General features: G+C 49.6%; 4 protein-coding genes and 1 pseudogene. 2 read left to right on the forward strand and 3 right to left on the reverse strand.

The features are described 5' to 3' along the window. Positions 1 to 87 precede the first annotated feature (87 nt). Entirely contained in the window at positions 88 to 210 is a 123-nt protein-coding gene (locus H6F50_RS27470; protein ID WP_277879311.1) for a hypothetical protein, read from the reverse strand. A 258-nt stretch (positions 211 to 468) separates the two neighbouring features. Here H6F50_RS27470 and lepB point away from each other — a divergent pair, with 258 nt between their 5' ends. Beyond that, positions 469 to 1062 carry a signal peptidase I gene (gene lepB, locus H6F50_RS03085; protein WP_190414052.1) on the forward strand — a complete coding sequence of 198 codons (594 nt, stop codon included), beginning with the start codon at positions 469 to 471 and terminating at the stop codon, positions 1060 to 1062. Between the two features lie 97 nt (positions 1063 to 1159). Here lepB and H6F50_RS03090 read toward each other — a convergent pair whose 3' ends face one another. Together H6F50_RS03090 and H6F50_RS03095 are read right to left on the reverse strand one after the other, a co-directional pair. Then, a complete protein-coding gene (locus tag H6F50_RS03090; RefSeq protein WP_190426210.1) occupies positions 1160 to 2425 on the reverse strand; it encodes a dihydroorotase in 1266 nt (421 codons plus the stop codon). A gap of 76 nt (positions 2426 to 2501) precedes the next feature. After that, complete coding sequence (locus H6F50_RS03095; protein WP_190426212.1) at positions 2502 to 3845, reverse strand: histidine phosphatase family protein; 1344 nt, start codon at positions 3843 to 3845, stop codon at positions 2502 to 2504. Between the two features lie 252 nt (positions 3846 to 4097). Here H6F50_RS03095 and H6F50_RS26890 point away from each other — a divergent pair. After that, a pseudogene (locus tag H6F50_RS26890) lies at positions 4098 to 4276 on the forward strand (CPBP family intramembrane glutamate endopeptidase); the annotation flags it as partial.

Raw genomic sequence — 4276 nt, forward strand, 5'->3', positions numbered from 1 at the left:
ATCGATGACTCCCGGCAACAAAGTCAGACCTTGAACGTCTATCTCTTTATCCACTAGTAGACTATCAGATGCTAGGATTTCCAGATGCTAGGATTTTAGTGCAACCCGGACAATTTCCCGACCCAAGGTTTGCACCTCCCCAACCAAAAATTCACCCGTAGGCGGGAGAATTCGAGCATTGCGAATCAACAGAGAGGGGACAGAAAACATGGTAATCAGTTGTTGATGCAGTAGTTAAGTGTGAGCGACAATTGCATGGTGCGATCGCGCTTTGTCGTAAGATGGCACTTTTCTAAACTGACCATCCAGCAACCGGGTAAACGACAGAAGCTAAATATCTGTAATATTAGCCGGATATATTTAGACAAAATTTGTACACAATATATATAGCGAATCATCCGTCTTCCTTAAAATAAATAATTACCTAGGGAATCAATTTCATTCATTTGCTTGAGTGATTAACCGTTTATGACTGACGTGCAGAATCAACAACCAGACCTCAACCCCCAACCAAAAGCCGAAAATCCTTTCATAGAGGGAATAAAAACGATTGGCTTGAGCGCCATTCTGGCCTTTGGAATTCGCTCTTTTGTGGCGGAAGCACGCTACATTCCTTCGGGTTCAATGCTGCCTACACTACAAATCAATGACCGTCTGATTATAGACAAGGTTAGTTACAACTTCCGATCTCCGCAGCGGGGCGACATTGTGGTGTTTGCGCCGACCGAAGCGCTAGAAAAGCAAAACTTTCACGATGCTTTTATTAAGCGCGTGATTGGTTTACCTGGGGAAAAGATAGAGGTGAAAGGGGGACGGGTGTATGTCAACGGGAAACCCCTGTCAGAAAAATATATTGAAGAACAGCCACAGTATACCTATGGGCCGGTGACGGTGCCAGAAAACTCCTACCTGGTACTGGGTGATAATCGCAACAACAGTTACGACAGCCACTATTGGGGTTTTGTCCCCCGCGAAAAAATCATTGGTCGTGCTGTGGTGCGCTTTTGGCCCCTCCAACGTGCCGGAGAAGTGGATAGCGCTCCAGCTTATACCAAGGAATAGTAGGGAGATAGGAGCGAGTTTCACCAAGATATTTGTGCGTCGCTAACTCCCTCGCTCAACCCGCCCCTACAGTTAGATATTTCTTCGGTTTGACTGACTAATTACCCATTACCCAAGTTTGTAAAACCCGACCCGTCAGCAATCGCCCTAGCCAAGGGGTATTCTCTGAGCGGGATTTCAGGGTTTGTCTGTCTGCTGTCCAGCTTAACTGGGGATCAAATAAGACCAGTTCAGCCGGTTGACCGGGCGCGATCGCTGGCGGTTTTTGCTGCAAACACTCCGCCGGATGGGTACTTAAAACCCGCCACAGTTCTAAAGCTGACCAGTCGCCAGTCGCAACAAAGGTGTGCCACAGAAGCGATAAAGCCAACTCTAGACCAATTGCGCCTGCGGGTGCTTCGGAAAAGGCAACCGTTTTCTCCTCGTAGGTGTAGGGAGTATGGTCAATCGCGATCGCGTCTAACACCCCACTCTGTATCCCCTGAATCAGCGCCGCTTGGTCTGAAGAATTGCCGAGAGGGGGTTCTAGTCGCAAGTTTGAGTCGTAACTGCCTACCGCCTCCGTATTGTGCAATAAATGCATCCAGGTAGTACTGGCGGCGATTGGTAAATTCCGCGCCTTGGCATTTGCAATTAGCTCAACGCTGCGAGCAGTGGAAACGCGCATGATATGGACAGGGGTGCGAGTAGCTTCCACCACTTCCAGCAAAGCAGCCAGCGCCGATGTTTCTGCGATCGCTGGGTTTCCTGGCAACCCAAAGCGAATCGACGCCGAGCCTTCTCTCATCACCCCATTGCCGCTCAAAGCGCGATCGCAAGGCCACAACGCCACAGGTTTTCCTAACGGCTGGAGGTATTCCAACAGGCGTCGCAGCAGCGCCAGATTTTGCACAGGCTGACCATCTGCAAAGCCTACCACCCCAGCCGCCGCCATTTCAGCCAGGGATGTCATCTGCTGCCCTTGGATACCAACAGTCAGCGCCCCCCAAAATTCAATTTTGGATTTTGGATGTTGGATTTTGGCTTGTTGAAGGTAGGCTAAACCCCCTAAATTGTCGAGAACGGGTAGAGTATCGGGCAAGATTGCCAGCCGAGTAAAGCCCCCGGCTGCTGCCGCATCAACGAGCGAAGCTAAGGTTTCCCGCTCTTCAAAACCAGGCTCACCAGAGTGGCTGTATAAATCTACTAACCCTGGCCCTACGACGAATCCACGACAATCTCGGACAGTCGTGTCAGCGGACAAGTCAGAAATTTCAGTTTCGACTGCTTGGATATAACCGTCAGCAATCAGAATATCGGCAATCTGGTCGGTTCCAGAAACTGGGTCGATGACCCGTACTTGTTGGAGCAGTTCATTCATAATCGTTTCGAGTTTTGAGTTTTGAGTTTTGAGATCAAAAGTTTCTTCATTCAAAACTCAAAATTCATAACTCATCACTCTACAATGCACCGGCAGCCGTTTGATCGAGAACGCCCCCACCTAAGTGAGTTGTGACATTCATCGCTTGCAGCACCGGCGTACTTTCTGGCCCTTGAAGATAGTCGATAACCGTCACTGCCCCGTTCCCCTGCTTAATGCTCCAGAAATTTTCTGGATTTAAACCCAAAAGGTAGCAGAGTAAGACTTTGTTCGTGGCGTCGTGAGCGACCACCAAACCTGTTTTCGGTCGATCTCCAGAATAAGACGCGACCATGTCTTGCCAAGCTGCGATCGCTCTATCCCAAACTTGTTGCAAGTTTTCTCCTTCTGGCATCTGCACCGTCTCCGGAAACTCTCGCCACTGTTGCAGCATCCCCGGATACGACAGCTCGATTTCTTCTTCAAATTTCCCTTCCCACAGCCCGTGACCAATTTCTGCCAAAGGTGCCTGTAGTTCAATCTGGACGTTGGGGTGATATTTCAGAATAATCTCGGCTGTTTCCTTGGGACGCAGCATTGGGCTAGTCACAGCAAAGTCAATCGGTACATCTTTGAGAAATTCTGCTGCCTTCCGGGCTTGTTCTCGACCGTTATCGTTGAGGGGCACATCAATTTGCCCTTGAAAGCGTTTCTGGCGATTCCAGTCGGTTTCCCCGTGGCGTACCAGCAGCAAACGGAGTCCGCGATGACCCGGACGCGGCTTTGGCAGCACTTCTCCCACATGGGCAGTGAGATTCATCGACTCTAATTGCGCCGGTTTGCCCCAACCAGCGGCAAAATTTAGCACGCTGATGCCGCAATTCGACTGTTGAATCGAATGGTAGCGCTGTGGCGATATTCCAATTGCCGTGCTGAGCAAAGCCCGGTTGATGCCGTTATGCCCGACGATTAAAATCGTGTCTCCTGCATGGCGGGATAAAGTTTCCTGCCAGAATTGCCGCGCTTGCTCGTAGATGGCTAAGACTGGGAAGTGTTCTTTTAATCCCTCTGGCGTCGGGACGCTCATCCGAAATTCCTGGGGACGCTCATGCCAACATTGGTAATCTTCAGGAAATTTCTCCTGCACTTCCACGGAAAGCATTTTCTGCCAAAGGGGTAAATCAATTTCCATCAAGTTATCGGACGCTGTTAAGGGGGCAGGCGTCGCCAAACTGGATTGAACGATCTCTGCGGTTGCTTTCGCCCGTTGCAGGGGGCTACTGTAAATCGCATCAATTTTCAAGTTACTCAGAGTAGCGCCAAGTTGACGGGCAGTCGCGCGACCTTTTTCCGTCAAAATTGATTCATCACAGCGGCCCTGAATTCTACGCTCACTGTTATAGCTGCTCTGACCATGACGCACGAGAATGACTCGAGTATTCAGGGTGATATCCTCCGTGGAAACTAGCACTGCAAAGACAGCAGCCTACATATTCTTATTCGCTGGCTCAGCTAGAGAAGAATTAGGTCGGCTCTGCCTCAGTTTGGTAAGGTAAAGTTCCCCTAATGCTCTAGGCGGGAAATCTACGCCCATCATCAAGAGCAAAAAGGTTCAGGAGAATTTTAACCTGTCCCGGACACGCATCTAAGATATTCCTCATAGGTGCCGTGACACTAAGAGCCTACAGGAGTTTTCATGACAATTAAGCGGTTGCTTTTGGGATTGCTGACAATTTTGGCTTTGTTTCTGATTACCCACTCATTACTGGATAGCTGGAATCAGCCTCAGATTCAAGGTCGCCTGGAACTGTACCAAACGAATTTGTTACTCCAAGCGAGTGAGTGGCAGGGCGACAAAGCTGGTGATGCCAATTT

It is taken from the genome of Coleofasciculus sp. FACHB-712, assembly GCF_014695635.1.
Lineage (GTDB): Bacteria > Cyanobacteriota > Cyanobacteriia > Cyanobacteriales > FACHB-T130 > FACHB-T130.